We start from the raw sequence: 26963 nt of genomic DNA, 5'->3' as shown, positions 1-26963 counted from the left end.
CCGGATCCTTGAGTGATCGGGCCGATCTTCAGTGAGGGAGTTCTCCTATGAAGGCAGTCGTTTTCAAAGCACCGTACGAACTATCCGTCGAAACCGTCGACGACCCAACCATCCAGGGTCCTCTGGATGCCATCATCCGGATCACGACAGCGAATATCTGCGGATCTGACCTGCACCCCTATGAGGGTCGCAGCGAGCTCGACGCCGGCATGGTGCTCGGGCACGAGAACATGGGCGTCGTGGAAGCCGTCGGGGCGGGCGTTGACCGGATCAGCGTCGGCGACCGCGTGTCCGTCCCCTTCAACCTGGCCTGCGGCACCTGCCGGAACTGCAACAACGGATACACCTCGGCCTGCCTGCGGGCGAACCCTTCCGGGCAGCCCGGAGCCGGCTACGGGTATCCGATGATGGGGCCCTACTGGGGCGGCCAGGCCGAACTGCTGCGTGTGCCATGGGCGGATTTCAACCTCCTGAAACTGCCGGAGGGCATGGAGAACGAGAACGACTTCACGATGCTCTCCGACATCTTCCCCACCGGATACCACGCCACCGAAATGGCAATGGTGACCCCGGGGAAGTCCGTCGCCGTGTTCGGGGCCGGACCCGTCGGCCTCATGGCCGCCCACAGCGCGTTCCTCCGTGGAGCCTCGCAGGTCTTCGTGGTGGACAAGGAACCGGACCGCCTCGCCCTCGCGGAGCAGATCGGCGCGACCGCCATCAACTTCGCCGACACCGACCCGGCGGAAGCGATCATGGAGGGCACCGACGGATTCGGTGCTGACTGCGGTGTGGAGGCCGTCGGCTTCCAGGCCCACGATCACCATGGCGAGGAACACCCCGAGATGGTGCTCGACAACCTCGTGAAAGTCGTCCGGGCCACCGGGCACATCGGTGTCGTCGGTGTCTATGTACCCGAGGACCCGAAAGCTGCGAACGAGGACGCCCGGCAGGGACGGATCGGTTTCAACTACGGCGAAGCGTTCACCAAGGGCATCAGCATCGCCGGGGGGCAGTGCCCGGTGAAGAAGTACAACCGGGAGCTTCGGGACCTCATCATCCGCGGACGGGCGACACCGTCCTGGATCGTGTCCCACGAGTTGTCCCTCGACGATGCCGTGGACGCCTACTCCCGGTTCGACAAGCGCGAGGACGGCTGGACAAAGGTCCTCCTCCACCCCTGACCCATCCACCTGCACCTGCGCTTCCTGAAAGGAAAGGACGACCATGAACAGCATCCCCCCGAACGGCGGTGACGCGTCTGACACTGGTGCGGTTCCCAGCGAAAACGGCTCGGCGGGCTGGGCCTTCTCCGATGAGGAGGCAGCCCGCGATGCGGGATTGATCCCGCCGGATCCGTCCACCCATGCGGCAGCCGCCGGGTCCGACGCGGACGAGATCGTGACCGGCTCCTCGGACGAACCTGCCGATGATCCCGATGCCCCCTCCAGCGGCGGGTACGGCGGCTGAGAAAGCGACGCCGTGGTTCTGCGACATAATGACGCCGACCGCTGTGTCGATGACGTGGCGTCTTTCCATGGCAGCCCGGAGGTCCACGACGGTGTCGGTCAGTTCGGCGATCCGCGCCGCGATCTGCATGGACTTTGATGCTTCTGCAGCGAAGCGGCGCGCACCGTCGCAATCGGGCGTGTGAAAAATCGTGATGTCGTGGAGTAGAGGTTTAGTTCGCTGGCTGATTCTCCAAGTAGCCGGATCAGGGAGGCGAGAACGGAGCGGACACCGAAACCTTTCAGCGCTTGCCGGTACCTGCCACTAACGCCCAGCGACTCGGATCGCGCCGCGTGGACCCTAGTGCCACCGCTCACCATCGACGCCTAGTAGCTCACGTTCTATGGCGTGCCCGGTACCGGCTCGAACAACGTCACCTACACCGCCGGCCACAGTTGGGACGGCGGGGACGTCCTTGAACCAATCAAGCGCTGAGTCGTTTCTGGGGACTGAGAAGGCCCCGAGACGTTAGTCTCAGGGCCTTCTCTGCTGGATGCGGTTGCGCGATGGGTTTGCTGTGGTCAGGCGCGTGTGGTGGTCCGCTTGTGGTTGCGGGTGAGCAGCAGCGCCAGGGCGATCATGCCGACGCCCAGGAGGAAGTGCAGCCAGTTGTCCGCGCCGTTGAGCGGCACGAAGTTGCCGGCGGAGTCCTCGCCGATGACCAGGCCGTAGACCCAGAGGACGAGGTAGATGATGCCGCCGTACAGCAGGTAGGAGCGGGCGCCGCTGATGGTGCGGGCCATGGCGATGCCGGCTGCACCGAAGAGCAGGTGGACGATGTTGTGCAGGATCGAGACCTGGAACAGGCCGAGGAGCTTCGCTTCCGACTCGTGGCCGGCGAACATCATCGTGTCGTAGTCGGAGGTGATGCCGGGGATGAAGCCGAGGATCCCGACGAGCAGGAAGACCGCGCCGACGGCGAGGGCTGCTTTCTGGACATTGGTGCGGGTGCCCGCGTGGGGCGTGTTTGCGGTGGTCATGAATGTTCTCCCAGTGTGACGTGCAAGTGGTGGTGTGACCGGCCAGACTTCGCTCACGGCGGCAAGTGCTGGTCTGCGTCGGCCGAAGGCCCTGAGACCTGTCCCGGCCGCTGCTGCAATTCATGAAATTGCAGCAGCGGCAACGACTTCGCCAGCCTACGTGCAATGTCGCACCGACACCGGACCTTTGACCTGCCACGGTATGAGTGGGTCGCATTTCCTGCAGGGCTTACATTTCGCGATCAGGAGGGCCATTGGTCAGGACGCCGTTGTCGGGCCCGTCCGGTGAGTGATGGTCAACGAAGGACCTTTGTGCGGGCCCGGAGGTGATGGACCGCATAAACCGGGAAGGATCAGCGGAGAGAGGGCCAGGCAGATGCGGCACCAACAAGAGCACCAGCCGAAGGATCAATGGAGGGATCGATTGAGGGATCGGTGCGGAAGCCATGTGGTCGCCGTGCTGGTCGGGGTCGCCTTGTCCTGTGTCGGGTGCAGCATCGCGGATGAGGATCCTTTGGGCGTGAACGGCGACCGGGGCGCTGACTCCTCCTCTTCGAGCGGGCAGAGCGCCGGGCCGGAGGTATCGGCGGCGAAGGACCTGGGAGCCGGTGGGCAGTCGCCGGATTCGGTGGGTGTGGGGTCGGATTGGGGGGAGGATCCGCTGGACCTCGCTCAGGACGGGGCGATCTTGTGCGGGGTTCAACCCACGGATAGCTTTCAGCGGTACACGCTCCTGCTGCATAACCCGACGCTGGAAACATTCACGTTCTCGGGTGTGGAACTTGGGTCCCCCGAGAACTTGAGTATCCTTTCCGCGGAAGTAACTCCCGCGAACAAGGAAGGCCACAACCACCACGGCGCGGCCTCCAAGGAGTCCGGCGCCCATGCCGGGCACGATGCCGCAGGGACTCCCCTGCCAGCCCCGACGGCGACCGCAACAACCCCGGCGGAACCCCGTCCGGTTCGGGGGTTCGCCTTCGTACCCGACGCTCACATCGACATCGTTGTCGAAGTGGCCCTCGATGAGACCGCAGAAACCGGGACGGCAGAGAACATCACCGTGGACTTCACCTCACCCAACCGGGACTACTCGGTAGCTCACCCCCTGGACATCACCGTGGAACGAACGACCTGCTCATAAGAACACCGCGCAGGAACCGTACGTCCATGTGCGGACGGGCGTGAGCATGATGATCACTTGCCCAGCGGCGCCGGAATCGAGCGCCGCGGCGCGGGGGCTGACAGGGCTTGCTAAAGCCGCCTCCGGACCGAAAGCACGAAGGGCACGAGCGGCAGAAGCCGCTCGTGCCCTTCGTGTTGCACCCGGTCGTCACTGCCGCCCGGCCATTCCTCACTCGCACATGAAGATGACCCCATCGTAGCCACGCTTAGCTGAAAACTTCCCGGGCGCCCGCTGCAAGAAGCCATTCGGCACGACGACTACCTTCCGAGCAACCTTGTCCCTCGCTCAGGATCATCGCGTTTTCACTTCTTTCACTCCATGCACTTCCGGTAGCACGCAATCGCTGCTTTGATTGGGTAACCAGCCTAGTAATAAGCAGGCTGACTGTTGTGCAGGTGGATTGCTGGGGAAGTCCCATCCGCGCACAGGAGTGCTCCGAATCACAGTTAACGCGCGCCCGTACCGGGTGCGTCTCATTCGCACAGCAAAGGATCCTGATTCTGATGAACAAGACCATGCGACTTCTGGCAGTTCCCACCCTCGCCCTCGGCGCCCTGGCCTTCTCGGGCGGATCCGCGATGGCCGCGGACGCCTCGTATTCCTCCACCCTGGGCCAACTCAACGGCACCACCGGGACCGGCACGATCACCGTCGATGTCACCGGCGACACGGCGATGGTGAACCTCCAGGTCAACGGTCTCGCCCAGACTTTCATGGACGGCCCGTACCCGCACGTGCAGCACATCCACGGTGGAGCGCAGGGTGCCTGCCCGACCCCGGCCAATGACACTAACGGCGACGGCATCGTCAGCACCTCCGAAGCAGCCAGCCTGTACGGCGACATCCAGACAACCCTGACCACCAGCGGCGCCACCACCCCCGCCGAGGGCCTGAACCTGCAGCTCGGCGGCCAGGGCGGAAGCTACACCATCCAGCGCGAAATCCCCCTCGATGCCGCCACCAAGGCCTCACTCGAGTCCGGCAAGGCCGTCGTCGTCGTCCACGGCCTGGACCCCGCCACTGCCGGTGTCTCCACCGAGGTCTTTTCCTCGCCGAGTGACCTGAACCCGGATCTGCCCCTCGGCGCGACCTCGCCGGCCCTGTGTGGCACGCTCGTCGCATCTCAGATGGGTGCCATGCCCAGCGGTGGCGCCGACACCGGTGTCGCCCAGGAAACCGGCAACACTACCGGCATGCTCGCCCTCGGCGGCGGCCTCGTCCTGGCAGTAGCAGCCGGCGGAACCTACCTCGTCCGCCGCAGCGGCGCCAAGGCCTGACACCAGGCCCCACCAGCCACAAGCAGCACCAAGGCAGCACGACCAACCGATCCGATGTACCGTACGCCTGATTAGTTCTCCCCGCGACCGCCGCAGAAACCGTCTGGTTTCTGCGGCGGTCGCCCTGTTAAGGCTCACCGGCTGCGCCGCCGCACTCGCCGACAGCACCGCGAAGGCAGGCACACCTCCTGGTTCCGCGTCGCTGGCAGCGGCCCCACCGTCCGTGCCTGCGGCGTCCCGGGCGCACCCGCGAGCTGGTATGACCTGTCGCCGACACCCGGCGAACACGGTCCCGGCCGTGGTCCTCGGACAAGTCAACGCCGCCGACGGGGGCCTCGGCGTCTTCGCCAACCTGCGAGTTCTCGCAGCAGGAGACCCGATTGATGTCGTGCGCGAGGACGGAACCATGGCACGCTTCACCGTCGACCACGCCGAGCATCACCCCCGAGAACGCGTTCCCCAAAGCCACCGTGTACGGCAACACCAAGGGCTACTTCCGCCGCCTCCCGGCCGGTCGTAGACTGTGGGGTGGAGAGCCGGGAAGCCTGGTCGGCCCGCACGCGGAAACGCCTGCGGCATGCCATGGCGACCGTCGTGGCGTGGTGGCCGCGACCAAGGAACCAGTGCCGTGATGCAGTCAGACTCTTCTCCCGTTCTTCACACCTCACGCCTCACCAAGGCCTTCGGGCGGACGTCTGCGCTTGCCGGTCTGGACCTGTCCGTCCTGCCGGGCGAGGTCCACGGATTCCTGGGGCCGAACGGGGCCGGGAAATCCACCACCCTCCGCATCCTCCTGGGACTGATCCGCCCCACGTCCGGAACCGTCCGACTGTTCGGCGTCGATCCCTGGGCCGAGCCGGTGCGCACACACAAGGATGTAGCCTACGTTCCCGGGGACGTGACGCTGTGGCCCAACCTGACCGGCGGCGAGGTCATCGACCTGCTGACCGGACTGCGCGGCGGCGCGGATGAGAACCCACGCCGCCAGCTCGTCGACGAGTTCGACTTCGATCCGCGGAAGAAGGCACGGACCTACTCCAAGGGCAACCGGCAGAAGGCCGCCCTGATCGCAGCGTTCTCCCGCCCGGCCAGGCTGTACCTGCTGGATGAACCGAGCTCGGGCCTGGACCCGGTCATGGACGCCGTGTTCCGCCGCCAGATCCGCCGGGTCACCGCCGACGGGGCCACCGTGCTGCTCTCGAGCCACATCCTGGCCGAAGTGGAACAGCTCTGCGACAGGGTGACCATCATCCGCTCCGGGGTGACCGTGGAATCCGGGACACTGGCCGAACTCCGGCACCTGACCCGCACACGGTTCCGCGTCACCTCGGCGCTGACACCTGAGGTGGTCTCCACCTGGCGGGGAATCCATGACCTCCGCGTCGACGGGACAACCTTGGAGTTCGACACCGACCCAGCCGACCTGGGTCACGTGCTGGATGCTTTGGCGACAGCGGGCGTCACCGGTCTCACGGCCGCACCCCCTTCCCTGGAGGAGCTGTTCATGCGCCATTACGGTGTGCAGGTTGCCGGGCAGCCCAGCCACAACAGCCGGAACGGTCAGGTGCTGTGATGAGCGCTGTCCTCCGCCTGGCCCTGCTCCAGGCCCGCAGGGACCGCGGGACCCTGACCGCCTGGATCCTGGGCATCGCCGGTCTGGGTTTTGCGGCTGCGACCGCCGTCTCCACACAGTTCGGCGAGGATGCCGAGCGCGCCGCCCTGATCTCCGTAGCCGCGGCCAGTCCGGCCTTCCTCTTCCTCCGGGGGCTGCCCGACGGCATCAGCTCCGGAGCGGTCACCTTCTTCCAGGGATATTCGTTCACCGCAGTGCTCGCCGGGCTGATGAGCGCATTCCTGGTCATCCGGCACACCCGCGCTGATGAGGACCAGGGCCGGTCCGAACTGGTCGGTTCCACCCCGGTCACCCGGGCGACGTCCCTGCACGCGACCCTGCTCCTGGGCACCTGCGCGAACGTGGTCCTTGCCCTCGCCGTGGCCGCCGGTTTCATCGGCGCCGGCCTCCCGGCACAGGGATCACTCCTGGCGGGGGCAGCTGTCGGCGCCGTGGGATTATTCTTCCTGTCCGCCGCCGCCCTGGTGGCACAGCTCATGCCCTCCGCCCGGAGCGCCAACGCGACGGCCGCAGCGCTGGTGGGTCTCGCCTACCTCATCCGCGGTACCGGCGACGCCCTCGGCACAGCCGACCCATCGCTGCTGCACGTCACCGCGGCCTGGCCCGCACTGATCTCGCCCATCGGCTGGGGCCAGCGCACCCGCCCCTTCACGGAGACGGACCCGCTGCCGCTGATCATCATCGGCGCCGTCGCCGTCGCCTTGGCAGGGATCGCCGTGGTGCTGCGCAATACCAGGGATCTGGGCACCAGTTACATCACGGCGGATCCGTCGGGCGCCGAACGGGCCGGCGCCGGTCTGGCATCGATGCTGGGCCTGGCCTGGCGGCTGCAACGCGGAAGCCTGGCCACCTGGTGCATCGCCACCGCAGCGCTGGGGGCGGTGGCCGGCGCTCTGGGCCCGGTGGTCAGAGACGCACTGGAGAACAACCCGTCCCTGGCGGACCTGATGAGCCGCATCGTCCCCGGCGACGCGGGCCTGGTCGACCTGTTCACCACGGCCATGCTGGGCATCGCCGGGATCATGGCCGCTGTCGCCGGGATCGAAGCGGTCCTGCGGCTTCGCACGGAAGAGGCGGAAGGCCGGGCCGAACTGCTCCTGTCCGTGCCGGTGTCACGCTTGCGCTGGCTCGGCAGCACCCTCACTGTGGCAGCAGTCACGACGACCGCCGTCGCCGCTGCCGCCGGCGTCTCTGCCTCGGTTGTCCTCGCCCTGGGGCAAACGGAGGGCAGCAGCCCCGGCGCAGTACTGGCCGCGGCACTGGCCCACATCCCCGCAGCACTCGTCTTCCCTGCCCTGACCCTGCTCGCGTTCGCCGTCATACCCCGGTGGAGCAGCGCTGCCGGCTGGGGCGCCCTGGCAGTCGCCGTGGTCCTCGCGCAGTTCGGAGAACTGCTCGGCCTGCCCGGATGGGTCCAGGACCTGAGCCCGTTCCGGCACTCCTCAGCCATGCCCGTTGAAGCCTTCCATCCAGAAGGCGCCCTGCTGATGATAGCCGTGGCCATCGCTATGACGGCTGCAGCCACCCGCCTGATCCGGCAACGGGACGTGACTGTCTGAGGCCCACACCGGCAACCAGACCAGCGGTCAGGCCCGGACTAACCGACACCGAGTTCATGACCAGGAGGAGATCCGTCCGACGCAGCAACGCACCACTCATAAAGGAGCCAGGGCGCATCGGGATGCGGATACGGACCGACGGCAACCCCGTCAATCGTCAACAACTGAGGACCGGTGATTAAGGGCGCTCCGGCTCGAAACCATATCCGGTGGCTTCTGGATGGGTTCGGTCGTCAGGTCCGCAGATCACATCGGCAGCTTTATGCCACCTTCAGCACCGAGGATGTATGGGATGTCATGGCCTGCGCCGCCAAGGTGGAAATCGAAATAACGACCGGATCCGTCGGCAACTAAACCTTGGTGCGAGCACGGAAACCCTGGGTCTCAGCTAGCCGGCGAGGATGAGGGAGGGGACCTTGGGGTCCACACTGATCACCCCCAGTACCAGCTGATAAGCGACCAACGCTGACCAGTTCAGCCTCCCCCCCCGTCCGTCAGGACCTGAAGACGGATGCCGGGTCAGCGCTTGAAGCATGTTGCTTGATTTCAGAACTGACGGAAGCGACGACGGCCAGCGTCGCTCACGATTCTGCATTTGTCGGGCAATTTTCTAACACCGCGTCCCGCACCTAAGCGCCAAGTCATGGGTGTTCATCTGACCGGATGACTGAAGGGAAGAACTGCGTGTAGTGGAAGTCAGCCGCCTGCTGGCGGTAAAGCCCAAGAGGTCGAACTGCCACAGTCGTCATTCGCCCGGATGTCAACGAAGGATCAGCGCATGAAAAGCTCTGTCTTTCGACGAACCGGTTGATTCTGGTCCTGCAGGGAGAGCGCGGTCCGTATATTCAGGACGGTTGCTTCAGGGAAGAAGCAGGACATGAACGGAGAACGAGATGAAGTCTTTCGCGTGCGGTGACGTGGTGCCCGGCTGCGACGCCCGATGGGTGTGCAGCTCGGATGATGAGGTTCTGACACAGGTCGCAGCACATGCTGCATCGGCGCACGGTCTCCACGTCCTGCCGGATGATGTCATCGCGCAGGTCCGGTCCTCCATCCTTCCGGTCGGGTGACACCCCCGGTGGCGGCAACGAGTTCGGCGTATGGTCAGCGCCGAACCTTGACCGCCGACAAGCCGATCGTTACCGACGGTTCAGGTGTCTGATCCTGCTGGTTCCCACAGCTGGATTCCGTTTCCTTCAGGGTCGATGAGCGTGGCGAATGAACCGTTGGGGTATATTTCCGGGTCCCGCGTGACGGCGACTCCTGCTGCTTCAAGCTGATCGATCATTGCAGTGAGATCCCTGACACGGAATGTCACTGCCCACGATTTTCCCGGCGGAAAGTGACCTGATTCCCCGGATAGGCCGGAGAACACCGTCGCGCCCGCATCCTGGCGCCATGAGGACACGTCGTATGCCGCCGGCGGCGGTTCAATGCCTAAGTGGTCGGCGTACTAGCGCGAAAGGGCGTCCGGATCGTCTGCTCGGAAGAATAGGCCTCCGATGCCTTGAACTCGTTCCATGCAGTGACACTAACCAGTCCTGCTCCCGCTGCCCATGGAAAGATCCGACCTTTTCACGACGCCGGCAACCCACCTTCCCCTCCCACCTGACCTGACGGGCTGGCTGCCGCGTTTCACCGACCGTGCTCGTTGCGCTTCAAACAAACACTGGTCGGTGGTTTCGTCGGAATGCATGGCGAGGAAAGCTGCGCCGGGAGGACCTTTCTGGCGCAGAGTGATGCCCGGATCATGGGTACCCGTGCCATCCGCGAGGAAGAAGTGGGGGTTGCCCTGAGGGGTGACGGGCTATTCCTTAACACCAGAGTGTTCCCCTGATCCTCTCCTGAGGTACTGTCCGGGACGCGCTGTCCGCGGCTGTGAAAAAGATGTCTGTCAGCGTGGTTGGCCGGGTCGTTGGTGGGTCGGGACCTCTCCGGTGTCGACCGTTCGCTGCGCGATTTCGTGCAATTTGATATTGGATTCAGAGCTTGCGCGGTTGAGGATGCCGAACGCCTGGTCAGCGGGGATCTTGTGGCGTTCCATGAGGATTCCCTTTGCCTGGCCGATAAGGTCCCTGGACTGCAGCGCCGTTTCGAGGTGGTCGATTTTCACCGCTTCGGCGTAGCCCACCGCGGCGTGGGCCGCCACGACCAAGCCCACGTGCTCGGATTCATCGGTGAACGTATGGGGGCGGGTGGAGTACAGGTTCAGGGCGCCCAGGTTGTCGCCCTCAACGTACAGCTGGAAACACAGCATGCTCCCGGCCCCAGCCTCGGCTGCCAGTGCGGAGAAGTGCGGCCACCGCGGTTCAGTGCCCATATCCGGCACCCGAACCGTCCGCTGCTTCCAGATCGCGTCTAGGCACGGGCCCTCACCGGCTTCGTTCTGCAAGGTATCGAGCCGAGCAGCGGTCTCATTGGAGGGCGCCCTGGAGATGACGTGACGGCGCGCCTGGACCGTGCTGATGGAGCCTTCCTCCACCCCGGGAATCAGATCAATCGCCGCACCCACGATCTTGTGCAGGATCGCGTCGGCATCGGTTTCCTTCTGAAGAGACCGCGCCAACTCACCGAGCGCAACAGCCAACACATCCCGACTAGCGAAACCACCCTCGTCCTGAACGGACGGTTCGCCCCGCCCGCTCACATCCTGACCAACCACACCCACCACCCCCTTCATTGGCTCTCTTCACGACACACTCCTGCCAGCAGCGTAGTCCGCCCGCCCTAACACTCCTCCCGGCAGCCCGGACCCCACACACCGTTCACCGTTCAATCCCTTCAACCAATGCAGGCACCGCCCGTTGGCCTGTCCCAACCGGGCAGCATCTCGCCCAAAGCGTCCTGTCGGTCGGTGCGGAGCCGGCCCTTCCGCAACCAGGTACGTTGGCGGCCCAGCCAGACCGCGAGGATCTTCTCCTCCGGGTGGCGCTGCGGGTCGTAGACCGGGAACCGGCCGGTCTCGTCCCGGAAGCGCTGTACCTGCTCGAGGCGCCGCACCCATAGCTCGTCCGGGCTTCCCTTCCGGGTACCGACCCACTCCCCCAGCCTGTCCAGGGCCGCGGCCTTGTCGTGGGCAAGCCGGCCTACGTCGTGGTTGCGGCGCTGGTTCTCCAACCACCGATACAGCATCCGGGCCTCCGTGCTGTCGTTCTGCGCCGGCAACCCACCTACCCGAGCCACGTAGGCGCTCATGTGGGCGTGGTGCTCCCACCACACCTGCTCCCGGCTCCGCCGGTAGCGGCGCCGGTTGCTGCTGGGAGCGGGCTGGTCATGGGTCAGCCAGCACCGGTCGAACCACTCCGGATGCCGTTCCGCCTGCCGGTCGATGGCCCGGTGGACGCGTCGGACATCGACCCTGCACCATGTGGCGATCACCGTCGGCGGCACCCCGCGGGAGTACATCAGCAGCCACTCCTGCCGGTTCTCACACGCCCCCTGCGGGTAGTCGTCCTCGGCCAGGATCAGGTCATCAAAACGCATGAGGCCCCCCGCCCGCCTGATCAGCCACCGCTACTCCCCCGCCACCGAGGGACCGCGCGTACCACGACGGCGCCGTGCCCGGCCTCCGCGAAGGGTTACAACGATCCGGACATACCCCTCCTTCGTCGGACCCAGGCGGTATGCGATGCATGGTGTTGACAGTAACCAACCGCCGCAACAGTGTTGCGGGCGGCTCATCCACAGGTGGACGGCTTTGAGCTCATTCCTCCGGGCTCCACCCGGCCAGAAATGGATGACCCGCAACCCCCACCCTCGTCCCCTTGTCCGGCTTCCCAAATAATCGAACCTGTGTTCTATTTTAAAGCCTGCACAAGAACCACCAGGGCAAGGGAGAAGCAGCCGATGACAGCGCAACCAGTGGACACCACACCACCCACAGAACCAGCCCACAACACAGCCCAACACGCGATTCAGGACACCGCACATGAGGGCACACGGACAGGTGCGTGGCATGCCCTGGACGAGCCGGCGGCCGTCCGGTTCCTGCCCTCCGGCACACCGTTGGCGCTGCGCTGGCGGGGCAGTATCTGGCAGGTCATCGGCGAACCCCTCGCCTGGTCCAGCTCGAACACCTGGCCAGAATCCGTCACCACTCCCCCAGGGACAGACAACACCCACAGCAGCCTCGGCAGCCTCGGCAGCGCGGGCGGGCACAACACCCTGAGCGGCCTGGGCGGTCTGGGCAGTGTTGTGACGACCCGGTTCTGGCGGTTCCGGGCACAGACCGGGCCGGCGTCCCCGGTCCTGGAGTTCGACATGAACGCCGATGCCCGGTGGGAGGACTGGCGGCTGCGCCGCGTCACCACCATCGACGGCTACTAGCAATTACCGAGGACAACGGGCGGATAGTGATCACCTCGAACACCGCTTAACTCGAACACTGTCGGCTCAGGTCGGCGCCATATGGCATGACGAGCAGGTGCCAGGGCGAAGTGCGAGGCCATGAGTCAGAACAAGAGATACGCCAAACGGTACGCGAGGCTAATGGACGACCGGATTGAGGAGTTCGTGATGCGCGAGGAGCTGATCATGCTCACCGCAGCCGAACTCGACCTCGAGAACACCCAACCCACCGACTTCCCCGAACCACGCCGGGTGTACGCGTGGATCCGCTACCCCTCCAAAGCCATCCGGATTCAGGCCCACGCGGTCGCCTACACCCGGACTGCGGTGAAGATTCGCTTCCTGGAGCCTCTCATTCAGATCCAGCGTGAGGGCTGGGTATGGCTCAATTCGGTCTTACCCGTCCCCAATAGCACCAACTACAGCAGTCACAGCAATCACGACGACAAGCAGACCGGCAATCGCGACAAAAAGAAGAACAACCGGACCGGCGAATGAAACCGGGACAGTTTGCAGGCGTGCACCACATTTTTTCGACACGATAGGGTGGAAGGCTGGGGATCATTGATTCATGTCTAATAACTCAGGAGTGGAAATGGCGCAGCGCGTACAGGTGCAATTGGTAGACGACCTCAATGGTGACGTCGCACAGGAAACGGTCCGCTTCGGGATCGACGGCATCGACTACGAGATCGACCTGACCACGGAGAACGCGCAAAAGCTGCGCTCAACCCTGTCCGACTACGTGGACAAGGCCCGCAAAGCCAAAACCGGGCGCAGGGGCCAGGGCGGCCAGAAAACACCCACGTCCGCCTCGACGGGCAGGGCTAAGCGTGAGGACACCCAGCAGATCCGCCAGTGGGCGCAGGACAACGGCTACAACCCCAGCTCCCGCGGACGGATCACCCAGTCCATCATCGACGCCTACAACGAAGCCCACTAGAAGCTGACCGGCTCAAATCGATTACAGGGGGCGATGGCCGGGTGGAGGATCCGAGAACGGCAGCCGATGCCCGGTGGGCGAAAGCCGGGCAGTACGCGCAAGGCTACGCCGACAACGGCATGGACGAGGCGCTGCGGGTTTACTACAGCCGCTATCTGCCGCTCGGCGCCCTCGCCATCGTCCTTCTCTTGGCCCTGCTGGGCCCCATCGTCATTCCAGACGGGCCAGAACAGGTCCCGACTCTCGTGCAGGCCGGGTGGTTCATCTTCGCCATCACCGCCCTAGGCGGCGGGCTCGTGTACAACGCAAAGCGGCTCAAACTCCGGGTCAAGCTCGGATCAAACATTGCCATCACCTTCCCCCTGGAGAAGGACGAGCAGAAGGCTTTGATGCGCGGCATCAACGGCAAGGAACCCGTACCAGCAGCCCACCTCAGCGTGGCACGGGCCGTTGCCGTGCGCAGCCGCAAGGACGCCGCCACCACGCTCCTGATCGTCCCCGCCTACACCTACTTCATCGGCCAAGCGATGGGAAACCTGGACTGGGTGTACCTGGCCTTTTTCACAGCCTTCGCTGTCCTGGCAGTCCTACAGGTGAGAAGCTTCCGGCGCCAGGGGCGCTTCCTAGCCGCCACCGCACCCTATAGCCTGGCTAGGTACCGGACCGCGTGGGAGAACACCATGCTTCCGACATCATGGGGATAATTCTCCTGGGACAGCTGTCCAGTGTCTCCGGCCTGCGCCGTTGTTAGTGCATCGACGCACACTATGAATTGCCACGCCGAGCAATCCGCGCATTGCAACAGGATTGCACGTCAGAGCGCTCACCCCACGGTGAGGTTAGAACCCTCATCGGCCTCTTCTCGGGCGATGTCGACCCGGGCCCGCACGTAGGCACCTGCAATGTAATCCTCGAGCTTGGCCCGTTCAATACGCCACTGGCCGCGACCGCCTATCTGAATAGCAGGCAGTTCACCCGATTGAATGAGTGCGCGGACGGTGCTGTGCTTGGTGTTCAATTCATCGGCTACCTGCTGCAAGGTGAGGAAACGCAACGGCCGGGACTGCTCACGCGAAGGGTGGCCTGTCATGCACCCAGCATTTCAGTTCGCCGAGCAAGTGCGTACTGCCACGCCGGGTTAGAGTGCGAGCACCCCGCCGGAATCGCTACCCATGAAGCGCCCCGCACACTCGTTCCACGGGATCCTTGGGTGTTCGTCGAGCCGCAAGCAGGATTGAGCAAAGGATTCGGTCACGACCGCCCCAGCTATCTGTGGGAGGTTATTCGGCACCCCGCTGGCCAGCGCTGACTCCTGAGATCGATCCGCGCCCGCAGGGCCTCGATGACTGTGTCATCCTCGACCACGAACGCGTCCTTCGCGCCGATGGTGTCGTGAGCGAGATTAGTGACGTACTGGAAGAATCGCTGATCAGCCCCTGAGCGCCCCCAGTCTTCCGAAACGAGGGCGAGGACCAGGTCAATTCGCCCTCGGGGTCGCTCCGGATGCCCATCAAATGGATTATCTGTCAGGCCTGCTCCCACGCGTTTGCTGTCGTCCTTTAACGAGGCCGGCCCTGCCCATTACGCACGTCCAAGGGTGTGGCCCGGCTCAGGAAGCCCATTGCTGGGTGCGACCGTAGGGCGGCGATGCCTGCGGGTGTACCGATAACGAGTAGACCCGCCTGCGAGTCTTCGCGTATGCGGTGCTGGTGCGCAGCGCACATACTGACCACCAGTTGGTTCAGCGGTACCTCCACATCCCGAACGATCAGGAATCCCGGAAGACGCGAGATCACATGCTGGAAAGCCGCAGTTTCAGGCGTCAACTGTCTGGCCGACACTTCGTCCACCGGTCCGTCCGCGGACTCAATCAGCTTCAATGCTGTCTCTACAAGCAGTCCTGCTTGTGCGTCATTGTCCGCGATCGCAAGGGTGAGCAGCGTCGGTGCGCCTGACCCGTTCCGAAGGTCGTACTCGAAATCTTTTGACCACTCCACTAGTTCATCCACTGGCACTCCAAACGATTACAGGCAGGCAGCATGCGCCACCGCAGCAGAGGTCTGGGCCTGATCATAGGCTCGAGCGGCAGATACCTGGAAGCGCGTGCCTGAAAAATTTGGGGTAGTTCGAAGTAGCAACCCCCTTGCGGAGGGCCCTCGCTTTGTCTTCTCCGCTTACGAGCAGGTGGCAGCGGTGAAAGGGTGAGAACGTCACGCACCCCTGGTTTACAGGCCAGCAACAAGCGCCCCGATGCCCGTACCCATCTTGCCGCCTCCACGGGTCGGAGCATCAACGCGCAGCTTCATCTGGGACCAGCACATAGGTTTATCGCATGGAACTGTCCAACCCTCTCCTGGCCGTCTTCGGCGATTGGCACGGGCACCTTGGCTGGGCCCTCGGTGCCATCGACGCTGCTGAACGCGCCGGAGTGAGGACTCTGCTGCATGTGGGAGACTTCGGTCTCGACTTCCCCGGTCCTCAGCGGGGCCGGTACGAAAGCAAGCTCAGCCGTCGCCTGGCTGCCTCAGACATGCGCATTCTCATCTCTCCCGGTAATCACGACAACTGGAGCACGATCCTCAAACTACCCGTAGGTGAGGACGGCACCGCGCAGTTCACGGAGCAGGTCCTGATACTTCCCCGTGGTGGCCGCACCACCATTGAGAGTGTCGTGATTGGCGGGCTCGGCGGCGCCTACAGCGTCGACCAAGGATGGCGCAAAACAGGAAAAGACTGGTGGCCCAACGAGGAACCCACGCAGGAGGAAGCCGAGCATCTCATCGCCGGCGGACCTGTTAAGGTTCTGCTCACCCACGATGTACCGGCCTCCGTTCCCATGAAGGGGGAATTCGACCTGCCGCCGCACATTGCGGACCGAGCTGAGCAAACAAGGCGATTGCTGGACTCGGTCGTCGAACGCCTTCAGCCTCCGGTGATGTTCTGTGGCCACTGGCATCACCGCCGCCAGCATTCGATTCCACATGCCGAGGGCACCGAAACGCGAGTGCATGTCCTTGGCAAGGAGCTGAACCGGGAGGGCAATGCCGTCCTCTTGATTCCGACCAACACCGGGTCCCTGGTGGCCGAACCGCTATTCGTCGTAGGTCGGTGAATAAACGTTCTTCGTGGGCCCAGAACAAAATGGCGGCATGCACTGACCGGAGCGTGGGTCAGAGATTCCCTGAGTACTGGGGGCTCTGCCCGGGACGGGAGATGGACGTCACCGGGCTGGTTGTGCGCAGCGTCGGCGTGCGATCCTCGCGGACCTGCACCCAGAACACCGCAGGTTTCTCGACTTCGCAGATCACTATCGATAGCAGTGGGATCGGCAGTCCGTCCTTCCGCAAACCGGCTGGAGCAAAGAGCACACCTCCTCCATCTCCGACATAGCGACTAATAACTCGCAAGTCCAAGTCGAGGGCATACACGCTGCCCGTGAACGTCTCGACAAGAAATTCGCCACGATCGGTGTCTCGTACCACCCTGGCGGGTTCGCTCGCTGGTGCCGCGTTCCTGTCAGCGTCCATGCTCACTCACGGTGTACCAGGCCTCAATCCTTGGGCGGACTAGCTTCTGATGCGGATTCGCCTGTGGCGCCACGGCGAAAGGTCCGCCCGTCCCTTCGCAAGTCGAGGATGTCCTTGTACAGGTGAACGGTTGCAGCAGAGTCAGAGAGAATTACCTCCAGAAATTCCGCGTGCCCCGTCTCTTCATCGAGGTACCTCAGGTCCTCATCGAGACCCGTCTTCGACTCCGTCAGGTAGACAAACCTCCTGAGGTCACGCAGGGACACAGGGTTATCAAGGCTGATGATGACGTGCAGTGCCACATCTCACCTCCCTACACCCGCGATGTATCACTAGTAGAGCAGACATCGAGGTCTACAGCTAGTGCCATGGAGTGTGCCCATCCGACCGACTCAGACCTCCGCCGAAACGCAGCAAAAGTGGACGAAGCGCCGGCAATCAGTTGGACGGCGCATCAGGAGTCTCCGCGTTGACCAAGGTCTTAGCCAGGAGGCGCTAGCGCTCGAGTCCGGACTGAGCCGCAACATGATCATTAGTCTTGAGTTCGGCCGCCGAGGTATGAGCTTCGAACGGCTCTGGGACATCGCCGATGTTCTAGGTATCCCCATCACGACATTGCTGAGTGATCTCGATGAGCATCACGGCCACACCTAAGCCGGCAGGGTTGGCGCCTAGCATCTAGGTCACTTTCATGATCTCAAAGATCAAAAGGAGGGGCCACATTCGACCGGGGTCCAACCCAGCAAACCCTCCGAATGGAAAGCTAACCGCGCAATTCATCGGCAGTTGCAGAACCACACTCCAGCGATGCTTTCTTTTTGCGAGGCTTAGAACCATGAGCTACCACCAAACCATCAATCTCTTTCCCGTGATCAGGTGGCGCTAAGATACCCGCGCTGTCATATTCTTCAGCCTGCCGGGTGATCAAAAGGCGCTCAACGAACCTGTCGTCGTGACGGATTGAGAAAGCGGCTGAGTTTATCCTCCAAGATCACCCAAATACCTTCTCTCCAGTCGCTTCTCGAGTTGACGCCTGAGATAGCCTGCTGTCCCCTCAATGCTGCCGCCCCACATTAGAGTTGCGCCTCCCCCCAAAGCCGAGAACGTAAAGCAGTAGGGCACGGCGGGCTCCCCCCAGCCCGGGATGATGCCGTCAGGCAGGACCGTAGCGGCGACAGCGTAGAGGAGCACCGCACCACAGAAAATAAGAACCCCCCGATAGGCAAGCGCGGCTCGTCGTTTCGCTTTCGCGGAAGCTGCCGCGCGCCGACTTCTTGCTGTAGCCTCCAGTGCGGCAAGCCGGTCTTCCAACGCGGAGGATCGATTCTCTGCTTTTTGCTTAGCTGCTTGTTCGGCCACCAGAGAGGCATCCTGATTCCGAATCAACTGTTTCGCTTCGTCAAGCGCAGATTTCGTCGTACTTGCTGCCTGGAATGCAGCATCGCGCTCTTCTTCCGTCGGAGAGAGTATATTTTGCCGAACTTTATTTAGAATATCGGCCACCGTTTCCGCCGTTACCTGATTATGGTCCCCCAACGTTCGATCCATGAGACTGCGCTGCGCCTCTGTTGAGTAGCGGAGCAGCATGAGATCATTTTCAGATGCTTTGCCCCGGCTTCCCAACCGATGGATCTCCTCTAAGTACCGATCCCAAACGCGCCCTCCCGGTTCGAGCGCAGCGAAACAGTCAGCAAGGATCTGACGCCGAGGCAGGTTGGGGGCAGCTTGCGGTTTTTTGAGCCATACGAGAGTGGCCAAGTGATGATCAGTCAAAGCCACGGGCCAACCATGGTCGCCCTCTTTTGAAAAGAACGAGCGAGCGACACGAGTCAATGCGCCATTTGTAGTGACCAGCAGGGCGCGGCTTGTCTCTAGGCGAGAGCTGCTACGCCCGCTGCGGAGACGATGGATAGCAGTGAGGCTGTCCAGGTCATTGAGCAGCGTATCGCGACTTGAGTAAGAAATGCTTGATTCCATTGCTTCTTCCAAAGCAAGTTCATCTACCGTTAGCTCCGCAGTGGGTTCGGGGCGTTCATGAATCGATACTCCAAGAGCAGCAACATTATCCTCCAAGCGCTGCGACAGCAACAGAATGTCACTCGCGCCAAATCCTTCACCGGCGAAATAGGCGTCCGTTGCTCTACGATGAGTACCGTTGAAACCGCCGTTCTTGGCTTTTCCAGCTGACCTGTCGAGAATACCCCTGACCTCGCCTACACTGTGCTCAAAACAGGCAAGCTCGGCGCCGGCAGATTTCGACAAAACTATGAGGTCCTTCGCAGCTGCTCCCGCCTCACTTCCTTCATAGCCCAGGGCCTTCAACAACACGGGGGCGTCTAAGTACAGAGTCGTGCGGTCGAAGCGCTTACCTAATTCGCTGTTGTTTGGGAGATAGAGTGAAACTGCAAGCATGCTTCCCTTCACAACTGTTTCCAGGTGGTCAAAGGATGCTGGCATACTGCTCACAACATCGCTGATGAACGAGTTGACGACATACTCGGTATCGGGGTTAGAGCGGGACGGTGATCGACTGTCGTACGGTGCGCCATTCATCACTGAGCCAAGAATCGGGACCGAGTGTTCCTCTATATGATTCAGCAGGGCATCCTCCGCGTCCTCGACACTTAGATGCCGCTGAAACCTATCCGCTGAGTACTTCACAAGTTCATTTACTAATGCGGACTGCTTCCGTAGATAATCTGCCTTCTGGCGACCCAAATCCCGAATATCTTCGAATTTTGTTGGATCAGCAACGAAATTGCCATTCTCGCGCTGGCCATAACCTTTATGGACGGCCCGACGGCTTAAGGTACTGAGTACGCCCTCTGGTATGTCGATCCCAAACCGTTCCCTGATATGGACTTTGGCGGTAGCGGTTGGGATTGGCCCTTCGGCATTTTTCACTGCATCGAGGAAAAAGGGAAGAAAATTGTCGACGTAGCTTTCCTGTGAGTAGTCCCAGTTCGCCTTAATGATGGCCAGGCTCGCAAGCAATGAGTTACTGGTTGTCATAGTGGCACTCACTTCGCAGCCACGTCGTATTTGGCGAAACGTCCCCTGTCGCGCGTCATATTTGTTCCTATCTTTTTTCGGCCGTTTCGGTCGGCCGGCGGCGAGCTGTCGAGTTTCGAACGATCTGAGACCTACGTCGATCTAGCTGCCGTATCTCAAGCAGCGTTTGCCAACTTCTTGAGAGGTCGACGGCTCAGTGTTTCAGGTCAGTCTCTCAAGGTGCCGACTGCGTCGGAACATTGTCTGCAAAATGCTCACATTTCGATGCTTCAAATACGGCTATCGAACACATCAGCCGATGACGCATTACAGCATCAGCGACGTGGTGGTCTTTCTACAGCTGTGACGACTAGTCCCACTCATCAACGAGGAGGGGCTTGGGGCACGCACTTGACGTGAAACTTGGACCTTCTGCACCGCCCATCGACTGGCGGACGCGCTTGCAGCCTGGCAGTGCTCACACCAGCTTGGTGTCGGGTGCCACAGAAGGTGCAGGTCTCCTATAGGAGCAATGCCCAGATGCAAAGCTACTTCTGCTCGAGTGCGCCGCAATTGCTTAGATAGGTCTGCACCCTACGGCGGCCAACTATCTTGTCAACTCACACTCAGGACCAAGAAGCTTGTCCATCTACACGAACCGGCAGGTTCAAGGTCGCCTGAGGGCGGAGCACCTAGTTGGAAGACTTCCAACTAGGTGCTCCGCATCTTCCAACTAGAGCCGCATTCTTCCAACTAGGTCTGCGTCTCACACGGACCTAGAAGTCCCAGTCCTCGTCCTCGGTGTTCACGGCCTTGCCGATCACGTACGAGGAGCCCGAGCCCGAGAAGAAGTCGTGGTTCTCGTCGGCGTTCGGGGACAGCGCCGAGAGGATCGCCGGGTTCACGTCGGTCACGGACGACGGGAACATCGCCTCGTAGCCCAGGTTCATCAGCGCCTTGTTGGCGTTGTAGTGCAGGAACTTCTTGACGTCCTCGGCCAGGCCCACGGAGTCGTAGAGGTCGTGCGTGTACTGGACCTCGTTCTCGTACAGCTCGAAGAGCAGCTCGAACGTGTAGTCCTTGAGCTCCTGGCGGCGCTCCGGCGTCGCGCTCTCCAGTCCGCGCTGGTACTTGTACCCGATGTAGTACCCGTGGACGGCCTCATCACGGATGATCAGGCGCACCAGGTCCGCCGTGTTCGTGAGCTTGGCCCGCGAGGACCAGTACATCGGCAGGTAGAAGCCGGAGTAGAACAGGAAGCTCTCGAGCAGGGTCGAGGCGACCTTGCGCTTCAGGGGATCGTCGCCGCGGTAGTAGTCCGTGACGATGTGCGCCTTCTTCTGCAGGTTCACGTTCTCGGTGGACCAGCGGAACGCCTCGTCGATCTCCTTGGTGGAGGCCAGCGTGGAGAAGATCGACGAGTAGCTCTTGGCGTGCACCGACTCCATGAACGCGATGTTCGTAAGGACGGCCTCCTCGTGCGGGGTGACCGCATCGGGGATCAGGCTGACCGCGCCGACCGTCGCCTGCACGGTGTCGAGCAGGGTGAGGCCGGTGAACACGCGCATGGTGAGCTGCTGCTCCTCCGGCGTGAGTGTCGCCCACGACTGCACGTCGTTGGACAGCGGCACCTTCTCGGGCAGCCAGAAGTTGTTCACCAGGCGGTTCCAGACGTCCACGTCCTTGTCGTCCTGGATGCGGTTCCAGTTGATGGCCTGGACCTGGTCGACGAGCTTCAGTTTCTCAGTCATGACGGTGATTAACTTTCTGATGTGTTGCGTAAGGTGGCTGAGTCCTCGACGCAGTGCCTGCAGTCGGCTTTCTCGATGCCCTTGTTGGTGTGATGCCTGGTGTGAGCGCTTCGCTGGCTGGCAGGCTTCGGACGGCCCTTTTGTGCTGCTGACATCTTCGCTCGAGTTTCATCAGTAAATTTCTTACCAAAGTTGACGTTCCCCGCGCCCTTCCGCGCCTCCGAAAGAGCGTTACGGGATTCCACGCTCATCGCGTGACCGAAGCTTGGATGATCCGCTCCGAACTTCCCAAAATTCGCATTGCTGGCGCCCGAGTTCGTTCCCTTGCGATCAACTGTCCACTGTTCCCGCTGCTCGTCGCTGTGCTTCTTGCCATAGAAAGGATTTGCGGGACCGGGCCGGCTGAGGCCCTTTCTGCCTGTACTTCGGAGCCGGGCAGCTTGTCGCTGTTCTTCTGTCCAGACGACGCCGGTCGGTCCTAGCCCGCCATCCGACAGGTTGAGCAACCGATCACCTTGGCGCTTCAGATAGCCGATCCAGTCGATCTCGGCCTGCCCGAGTTCAGGCAGACCTTCAATCCGATCCAGTTCGTCGATTGCGACATCGACCTCGTCATGTTTTCGAAGCCAGTCGTAGAACGGCGTTTTTCGCCCCTCGGCGGCCACCCGAAGATGCTGGTGGAAACGACGGCTCGCGGTCTTGGTCGTGATACCCACATACCGGTACTCACCATCCTGCTTGAGCCGGATGCCGTAGACCAGCCCGCCCGTTGCCACCGTCGTCCCCACCATTCCGCACCTCCGGATGACTGAACTGATTTAGTTGCCTAGAGCATGCAGCTGACGCAGTTCTCCACCTCCGTCCCTTCCAGCGCGAGCTGGCGGAGACGGATGTAGTAGACGGTCTTGATGCCCTTGCGCCAGGCGTAGATCTGCGACTTGTTGATCTCGCGCGTGGTGGCGGTGTCCTTGAAGAACAGCGTCAGGGACAGGCCCTGGTCCACGTGCTGCGTGGCAGCGGCGTAGGTGTCGATGATCTTCTCGTAACCGATCTCGTACGCGTCCTGGTAGTACTCCAGGTTGTCGTTGGTCAGGTACGGGGCCGGGTAGTACACGCGGCCCAGCTTGCCTTCCTTACGGATCTCGATCTTCGACGCCACCGGGTGGATGGAGGACGTCGAGTTGTTGATGTACGAGATGGAACCGGTGGGCGGCACGGCCTGCAGGTTCTGGTTGTAGATGCCGTGCTCCATGACCGAGGCCTTCAGGGCACGCCAGTCCTCCTGCGTGGGGATGTGCACGTCGGCGAACAGCTCACGCACGCGCGGCGTCGCCGGCTCCCATACCTGATCGGTGTACTTGTCGAAGAACTCGCCGCTGGCGTACTTCGACTTCTCGAAGCCGGCGAACCGGCGGCCGGTCTCGATGGACATCAGGTTCGACGCCCGGATGCAGTGGTACACCACGGAGTAGAAGTAGATGTTGGTGAAGTCCAGGCCCTCCTCGGAGCCGTAGTGGACCCGCTCCCGGGCGAGGTAGCCGTGCAGGTTCATCTGGCCGAGGCCGATGGCGTGCGAGGCGTCATTGCCCTTCGCGATCGAGGGCACCGAGCTGATGTGGCTCATGTCCGAGACGGCCGAGAGGGTGCGGATCGCGGTCTCGATCGTCCGGCCGAAGTCGGGCGAGTCCATGGTCTTCGCGATGTTCAGCGAGCCGAGGTTGCAGGAGATGTCCTTGCCCACCTGGTCGTAGGACAGGTCCTCGTTGTACGTGGTGGGCTCGGAGACCTGGAGGATCTCGGAGCACAGGTTGGACATGATGATCTTGCCCTCGATCGGGTTGGCCCGGTTCACGGTGTCCTCGAACATGATGTACGGGTAGCCGGACTCGAACTGGATCTCCGCGAGGGTCTGGAAGAACTCGCGGGCCTTGATCTTGGTCTTCTTGATGCGGGCGTCGTCCACCATCTCGTAGTACTTCTCGGTGACCGAGATGTCGGAGAACGGCATGCCGTAGACGCGCTCGACGTCGTACGGGGAGAACAGGTACATGTCCTCGTCGCGCTTGGCGAGCTCGAACGTGATGTCGGGAACCACGACGCCGAGGGACAGCGTCTTGATGCGGATCTTCTCGTCCGCGTTCTCGCGCTTGGTGTCGAGGAAGCGGTTGATGTCCGGGTGGTGGGCGTGCAGGTACACGGCGCCGGCACCCTGGCGGGCGCCGAGCTGGTTGGCGTAGGAGAAGCTGTCCTCGAGGAGCTTCATCACGGGGATGACGCCGGAGGACTGGTTCTCGATCTGCTTGATCGGCGCGCCGACCTCGCGGATGTTGGTGAGCGCGAACGCGACGCCGCCGCCGCGCTTGGAGAGCTGCAGGGCCGAGTTGATGGACCGGCCGATCGACTCCATGTTGTCCTCGATGCGGAGGAGGAAGCAGGAGACGAGCTCGCCGCGCTGGCGCTTGCCGGCGTTGAGGAACGTGGGGGTGGCAGGCTGGAAGCGGCCGTCGATGATCTCGTCGACCATCTGCTCGGCGAGCTGCTCGTTGCCGCGGGCCAGGTGCAGGGCGACCATGCAGACGCGGTCCTCGTAGCGCTCGAGGTAGCGCTTGCCGTCGAACGTCTTCAGCGTGTACGAGGTGTAGTACTTGAAAGCGCCGAGGAAGGTCTCGAAGCGGAACTTCTTGGCGTAGGCGCGCTTGAAGAGGTCGCGGATGAAGTTCATCGTGTACTGGTGGAGCGTCTCACGCTCGTAGTACTCGTTCTTCACCAGGTAGTCGAGCTTCTCCTCGAGGTCGTGGAAGAAAACCGTGTTGTTGTTCACGTGCTGCAGGAAGTACTGGTGCGCAGCCTCGCGGTCGGCGTCGAACTGGATCTCCCCGTTCGGTCCGTACAGGTTGAGCATCGCGTTCAGCTCGTGATAGCCCAGGTCCTTGAAGCGGTCGGCCGCGGCAGCGGGTGCGCCCGTCTCCGTCTCTGCAACACTCATGTCCAAAACTCTTCCAATCCTTTGGTTACTCGGTCCACGTCCTCGGACGTGCCCATGACTTCGAATCTGTACAGCACCGGCACGTGGCACTTGGCCGCGATGATGTCGGCGGCAAGGCAGTAGGTCTCACCGAAATTGGTGTTCCCCGCCCCGATGACCCCCTTCAGGAGGGTGCGGTTCTGCTCGTTGTTCAGGAACTTGACGACCTGCCGGGGCACCGCGCCCTTGCCGGTGATCCCTCCGTAGGTGGGGAGGACCAGGACGTAGGGGCGGGTTGCCTGCAGGGTCGGCTCCTTGGTGAGCAGCGGCATGCGGGCGGCCCGGACCCCCAGCTTCGTGACGAAGCGGTGGGTGTTGTCGGAGACCGACGAGAAGTAGATCAGCGGGGCGTCGGTCACCGGCCCCTCCGCGTCCCCGACCGGGGATGCGGAGGGCGCCTGGTCGTCCACGGCGAGAGCGCTCATGGCGATGCCACGCTGGGAACCCCGGAGGGTTCCGCTCAGGCTACGGAGCTGACGGTCGAGTCCGCGAGGGCGCTGATCTTGTCAGGACGGAAGCCGGACCAGTGGTCGTTGTCGGTGATGACGACGGGGGCCTGCATGTAGCCCATCGACCGGACGCGCTCGAGCGCCGTCGGGTCCTGCGAGATGTCGACGCTCTGGTAGGCGATGCCCTTCTTGTCCAGGGCGCGGTAGGTGGCATTGCACTGAACGCAAGCCGGCTTCGTGTAAACCGTGACGGTCATATCCTGATCCCCTTTTCCTCATTCGGCTGCTGATTTCATACCAGCAGCGTGCTGTCGAGACATGAGCGGCGCGGCCCCGGAAATGGGGAAGAAATCTGGGGTTTCTCGCACCTTGCGGCTCATGCTGTGCAGCGGTTGTTTCTGTCCCTCGATACTACATCTAGTGCGGGCCGTTGGGACATACCCCTACATGATGTATTACAAGTATGTCATTCCGGGAGTGAGTAGTCCACATGATGTCCACAGATCCGCGCCCGGCGGAACCCCGGAAACGCGCCGAATTCGGCCTGTTCCGGGGCCCCGGTCCACACGCTGTGGAGGACTTCCACACAGGCGCAAGAATTTTCGTGTCGCACTTTTCCTGGCGTGTCGCGTCGGTCCCGACGGGCAGGAATCGGCCGGACACGACGACGGCCGACACCGCCCCGCAGGAGGAGCGCAGGCCGGTCCCCCGGCTGCCCCCGGTAGGCTCGACGCGATCCGTTCGGGAACCCGCCGGACGACTGCAAGGGAGAGTACGCCATGGTCAACCCGGTCCACCTGCGGACGCTGCTCGAGGTCATCCGGCACGGGTCCTTCAGCGGGGCCGCCGTCAGCCTGGGCTATACGGCGTCCGCCGTGTCCCAGCAGATGTCCGCCCTGGAGCGCGACACGGGCGCCACCCTGTTCACCCGCGCCGCACGGAGCGCCATCCCCACGGACGCCGCGCTCGCCATGGCACGGCACGCGGCGAAGGTCCTCACGGACATCGACGCCCTGCTCGCCTCGACGGCCCGCGCCGGGTCCGGGCCGGCGCACGAGCTCCGGCTCGGGATCTTCCCAAGCCTCGCGACCTTCGCCCTGCCGCGGCTGCTCCGCATGCCGGAGTGGCAGCGGCTCGGGGTTTCGCTGCGCCTGTTCGTCGGCGAACCCGCGCACGCCATCCAGGGGCTGCGGAGCGGTGGCGACCTCGACCTCGCGCTCGTCTACCAGGTGGGTCAGGCAGGTCTCGCCTGGCCGTCCACGCTCAGCCGCCAGTGGATCGGTGACGACGACTTCCGGGTGATCCTGCCCTCGAGCTGGGGTATCCGCAGCGGCTCCCGCGTCACGGCGGACCAGCTCGCGGACATGCCGTGGATCATGCACCATCCGGGCACCGCCGACGCCACGGTGATCGAGCGGCTCTTCGCGAGTTGCAACCTCCACCCCCGGATCGCCGCGTACTGCGACGACTTCAATGCCAGCCTGGAGCTCACCGCCGCCGGGCTCGGCGCGGCGCTCGTCCCCGAACTCGCCATGGTCAACCGACCCGAGGGCATCGTGGCGCTCGACGTCCCGGAGATCCGCCTCGCCCGCAGCATCTTCGCCCTGCGGACGGGCGATGCCGACGATGCGCGCGTGCGGCTGTTCATGGACCAGCTCGCCGACATCCTGCGGAGCCAGAGCATCGGGCCGAAGCATACGGCCACCGGATACGCACCCACCGCCGGTCGCTGATCAGCCGTTGCGCCGCCGCCGGTCACTCCGTAGCTTCGGGACAGGGCGGGCACACAGCC

Annotated in this window: 27 protein-coding genes; 14 read left to right on the top strand and 13 right to left on the bottom strand. The window is 63.0% G+C overall.

What is annotated here, in order from left to right; genetic code table 11:
• Positions 1–47 precede the first annotated feature (47 nt).
• Together V6S67_RS07180 and V6S67_RS07175 are read left to right on the top strand one after the other, a co-directional pair.
• On the top strand, positions 48–1181 hold the full coding sequence (locus tag V6S67_RS07180; RefSeq protein ID WP_334209582.1) for a glutathione-independent formaldehyde dehydrogenase: 1134 nt from the start codon (positions 48–50) through the stop codon (positions 1179–1181).
• A gap of 43 nt (positions 1182–1224) precedes the next feature.
• Complete coding sequence (locus V6S67_RS07175; protein ID WP_334209581.1) at positions 1225–1467, top strand: hypothetical protein; 243 nt, start codon at positions 1225–1227, stop codon at positions 1465–1467.
• A gap of 560 nt (positions 1468–2027) precedes the next feature.
• Here V6S67_RS07175 and V6S67_RS07170 read toward each other — a convergent pair.
• Entirely contained in the window at positions 2028–2486 is a 459-nt protein-coding gene (locus V6S67_RS07170) for a DUF4383 domain-containing protein (protein ID WP_334209580.1), read from the bottom strand.
• Between the two features lie 448 nt (positions 2487–2934).
• On the opposite strand from V6S67_RS07170, the gene V6S67_RS07165 reads away from it, so the two are divergent.
• From V6S67_RS07165 to V6S67_RS07145, 5 genes are all read left to right on the top strand, one after another.
• Positions 2935–3627, top strand: coding sequence for a hypothetical protein (locus V6S67_RS07165; RefSeq protein ID WP_334209579.1), 693 nt, complete (start codon positions 2935–2937; stop codon positions 3625–3627).
• A gap of 545 nt (positions 3628–4172) precedes the next feature.
• Positions 4173–4946, top strand: coding sequence for a hypothetical protein (locus tag V6S67_RS07160; RefSeq protein ID WP_334209578.1), 774 nt, complete (start codon positions 4173–4175; stop codon positions 4944–4946).
• Between the two features lie 631 nt (positions 4947–5577).
• Positions 5578–6519: an ABC transporter ATP-binding protein gene (locus tag V6S67_RS07155; protein ID WP_334211552.1), complete on the top strand. Its 942-nt coding sequence runs from the start codon at positions 5578–5580 to the stop codon at positions 6517–6519.
• Positions 6519–8138 carry an ABC transporter permease gene (locus V6S67_RS07150; protein ID WP_334209577.1) on the top strand — a complete coding sequence of 540 codons (1620 nt, stop codon included), beginning with the start codon at positions 6519–6521 and terminating at the stop codon, positions 8136–8138. Before V6S67_RS07155 ends, V6S67_RS07150 begins: the two co-directional genes overlap by 1 nt.
• An 893-nt stretch (positions 8139–9031) precedes the next feature.
• Entirely contained in the window at positions 9032–9208 is a 177-nt protein-coding gene (locus V6S67_RS07145; RefSeq protein WP_334209576.1) for a DUF1059 domain-containing protein, read from the top strand.
• Between the two features lie 80 nt (positions 9209–9288).
• On the opposite strand, the gene V6S67_RS19940 is transcribed toward V6S67_RS07145, so the two are convergent.
• The 3 genes from V6S67_RS19940 to V6S67_RS07135 all read right to left on the bottom strand — a co-directional run bounded on the left by V6S67_RS19940 (position 9289) and on the right by V6S67_RS07135 (position 11621).
• Positions 9289–9513, bottom strand: a complete 225-nt coding sequence (locus tag V6S67_RS19940) for a VOC family protein (RefSeq protein ID WP_442884863.1) — start codon at positions 9511–9513, stop codon at positions 9289–9291.
• A 519-nt stretch (positions 9514–10032) separates the two neighbouring features.
• On the bottom strand, positions 10033–10818 hold the full coding sequence (locus tag V6S67_RS07140) for a GAF and ANTAR domain-containing protein (RefSeq protein WP_334209575.1): 786 nt from the start codon (positions 10816–10818) through the stop codon (positions 10033–10035).
• A gap of 101 nt (positions 10819–10919) precedes the next feature.
• The gene (locus tag V6S67_RS07135; protein ID WP_334209574.1) at positions 10920–11621 is read right to left on the bottom strand and encodes a helicase associated domain-containing protein; all 702 of its coding nucleotides are present in this window, start codon (positions 11619–11621) and stop codon (positions 10920–10922) included.
• Positions 11622–11984: 363 nt separating this feature from the next.
• Here V6S67_RS07135 and V6S67_RS07130 point away from each other — a divergent pair, with 363 nt between their 5' ends.
• The 4 genes from V6S67_RS07130 to V6S67_RS07115 all read left to right on the top strand — a co-directional run bounded on the left by V6S67_RS07130 (position 11985) and on the right by V6S67_RS07115 (position 14132).
• On the top strand, positions 11985–12464 hold the full coding sequence (locus V6S67_RS07130) for a hypothetical protein (protein ID WP_334209573.1): 480 nt from the start codon (positions 11985–11987) through the stop codon (positions 12462–12464).
• 162 nt (positions 12465–12626) lie between these two features.
• Positions 12627–12983: a hypothetical protein gene (locus tag V6S67_RS07125; protein WP_334209572.1), complete on the top strand. Its 357-nt coding sequence runs from the start codon at positions 12627–12629 to the stop codon at positions 12981–12983.
• Positions 12984–13080: 97 nt separating this feature from the next.
• A complete protein-coding gene (locus V6S67_RS07120) occupies positions 13081–13428 on the top strand; it encodes a histone-like nucleoid-structuring protein Lsr2 (RefSeq protein WP_334209571.1) in 348 nt (115 codons plus the stop codon).
• A 119-nt stretch (positions 13429–13547) separates the two neighbouring features.
• On the top strand, positions 13548–14132 hold the full coding sequence (locus tag V6S67_RS07115; RefSeq protein WP_334209570.1) for a hypothetical protein: 585 nt from the start codon (positions 13548–13550) through the stop codon (positions 14130–14132).
• Positions 14133–14251: 119 nt separating this feature from the next.
• On the opposite strand, the gene V6S67_RS07110 is transcribed toward V6S67_RS07115, so the two are convergent.
• On the bottom strand, positions 14252–14518 hold the full coding sequence (locus V6S67_RS07110) for a helix-turn-helix domain-containing protein (protein WP_334209569.1): 267 nt from the start codon (positions 14516–14518) through the stop codon (positions 14252–14254).
• A 469-nt stretch (positions 14519–14987) separates the two neighbouring features.
• Positions 14988–15437, bottom strand: a complete 450-nt coding sequence (locus V6S67_RS07105; RefSeq protein ID WP_334209568.1) for a hypothetical protein — start codon at positions 15435–15437, stop codon at positions 14988–14990.
• Positions 15438–15760: 323 nt separating this feature from the next.
• Here V6S67_RS07105 and V6S67_RS07100 point away from each other — a divergent pair, with 323 nt between their 5' ends.
• The gene (locus V6S67_RS07100) at positions 15761–16540 is read left to right on the top strand and encodes a metallophosphoesterase family protein (RefSeq protein ID WP_334209567.1); all 780 of its coding nucleotides are present in this window, start codon (positions 15761–15763) and stop codon (positions 16538–16540) included.
• 438 nt (positions 16541–16978) lie between these two features.
• Here the strand turns inward: V6S67_RS07100 and V6S67_RS07095 are convergent, their stop codons facing one another.
• Positions 16979–17257: a hypothetical protein gene (locus V6S67_RS07095; RefSeq protein WP_334209566.1), complete on the bottom strand. Its 279-nt coding sequence runs from the start codon at positions 17255–17257 to the stop codon at positions 16979–16981.
• Between the two features lie 61 nt (positions 17258–17318).
• Between V6S67_RS07095 and V6S67_RS19935 the strand changes: the two genes are divergently transcribed.
• Entirely contained in the window at positions 17319–17609 is a 291-nt protein-coding gene (locus V6S67_RS19935) for a helix-turn-helix domain-containing protein (RefSeq protein WP_442884723.1), read from the top strand.
• A gap of 324 nt (positions 17610–17933) precedes the next feature.
• Here the strand turns inward: V6S67_RS19935 and V6S67_RS07090 are convergent, their stop codons facing one another.
• From V6S67_RS07090 to nrdH, 6 genes are all read right to left on the bottom strand, one after another.
• Positions 17934–19967 carry a hypothetical protein gene (locus V6S67_RS07090; RefSeq protein WP_334209565.1) on the bottom strand — a complete coding sequence of 678 codons (2034 nt, stop codon included), beginning with the start codon at positions 19965–19967 and terminating at the stop codon, positions 17934–17936.
• Between the two features lie 755 nt (positions 19968–20722).
• Positions 20723–21697: a class 1b ribonucleoside-diphosphate reductase subunit beta gene (nrdF, locus tag V6S67_RS07085; RefSeq protein ID WP_334209564.1), complete on the bottom strand. Its 975-nt coding sequence runs from the start codon at positions 21695–21697 to the stop codon at positions 20723–20725.
• Positions 21698–21705: 8 nt separating this feature from the next.
• A complete protein-coding gene (locus tag V6S67_RS07080) occupies positions 21706–22488 on the bottom strand; it encodes an NUMOD3 domain-containing DNA-binding protein (RefSeq protein WP_334209563.1) in 783 nt (260 codons plus the stop codon).
• Positions 22489–22523: 35 nt separating this feature from the next.
• Positions 22524–24683: a class 1b ribonucleoside-diphosphate reductase subunit alpha gene (gene nrdE / locus V6S67_RS07075; protein ID WP_334209562.1), complete on the bottom strand. Its 2160-nt coding sequence runs from the start codon at positions 24681–24683 to the stop codon at positions 22524–22526.
• Positions 24680–25147 carry a class Ib ribonucleoside-diphosphate reductase assembly flavoprotein NrdI gene (nrdI, locus tag V6S67_RS07070; RefSeq protein ID WP_334209561.1) on the bottom strand — a complete coding sequence of 156 codons (468 nt, stop codon included), beginning with the start codon at positions 25145–25147 and terminating at the stop codon, positions 24680–24682. The genes nrdE and nrdI overlap by 4 nt, the downstream gene beginning before the upstream one ends.
• A gap of 35 nt (positions 25148–25182) precedes the next feature.
• The gene (nrdH, locus tag V6S67_RS07065) at positions 25183–25428 is read right to left on the bottom strand and encodes a glutaredoxin-like protein NrdH (RefSeq protein ID WP_334209560.1); all 246 of its coding nucleotides are present in this window, start codon (positions 25426–25428) and stop codon (positions 25183–25185) included.
• Positions 25429–25950: 522 nt separating this feature from the next.
• Between nrdH and V6S67_RS07060 the strand changes: the two genes are divergently transcribed.
• Positions 25951–26904 (top strand): LysR family transcriptional regulator, encoded by a 954-nt coding sequence (locus tag V6S67_RS07060; RefSeq protein WP_334209559.1) that lies wholly within the window; start codon positions 25951–25953, stop codon positions 26902–26904.
• Positions 26905–26963 lie beyond the last annotated feature (59 nt).

The organism is Arthrobacter sp. Soc17.1.1.1, from assembly GCF_036867195.1.
Lineage (GTDB): Bacteria > Actinomycetota > Actinomycetes > Actinomycetales > Micrococcaceae > Arthrobacter_D.
Note: the sequence above shows the minus strand (reverse complement) of the source record. Positions and strands in the feature narration are given on the sequence as shown.